The sequence below is a fragment of the Flavobacterium sp. XGLA_31 genome (assembly GCF_051547105.1).
Classification (GTDB): domain Bacteria; phylum Bacteroidota; class Bacteroidia; order Flavobacteriales; family Flavobacteriaceae; genus Flavobacterium.
The window spans coordinates 1-713 of record NZ_JBPTTM010000022.1; the positions used below are offsets into that span (position 1 = coordinate 1).

Consider the following 713-nt stretch of genomic DNA (forward strand, 5'->3'; position numbering starts at 1 on the left):
ATCGCTCAGACGAATGCTTTACCGAATCTTTATACCAACGTTACCAATCCGCAACAGATTTGGATTAATATTAAGAACAATGCCACGGGTTGTAATTCGGTAAGTTCGTTTAATTTGGTGGTACATCCGCTACCGACACTTACCACACCACCGACTATTTTCCAGTGTAGTAACGGAGCGACGAATCAGGCGCTATTTGATTTGACAATCAATGAAGCGACTACCACAGGAGGATTAGGGAATTTAACGGTAACCTATTACCACACTCAGGCCGATGCCGATGCACCGAGCAATGCGATAGGCACACCATCAACCTATTTAGGAACCGATAATGAGGTTGTTTATATCAGAGTACAGGATAACACCACGGGTTGTTATGCTACCACTACCCAGTTACTCAGAGTAACCCAAGGGCCGTTGGCTGTAACCCCTCTGCCATTGCATTATTGCGATCCTAATAATGATGGATTTGGCGTTTTTGATTTAAACAGCACCATTAACCAAATCGCCGGTGGTTCGCTACCAGCAGGAGTAACGGTAAGTTTTTACGAAACCCAAACCGATGCTGTGATAGGAGCGAATCCACCGTTAACGAGTCCTTATTTTAATATTAATCCATGGACACAAACCATTTATGTGAGAGTATTTTATACCCTGACAGGTTGTGCCAATTATGTTCAGTTGCAATTAATCGTTGACCCAACCCCAGAGGC

1 pseudogene is annotated in these 713 nt (G+C 43.8%); it reads left to right on the forward strand.

Going from position 1 to position 713, the window contains the following annotated elements:
* Positions 1–713, forward strand: a pseudogene (locus ACSVH6_RS13580) (CUB protein); the annotation flags it as partial.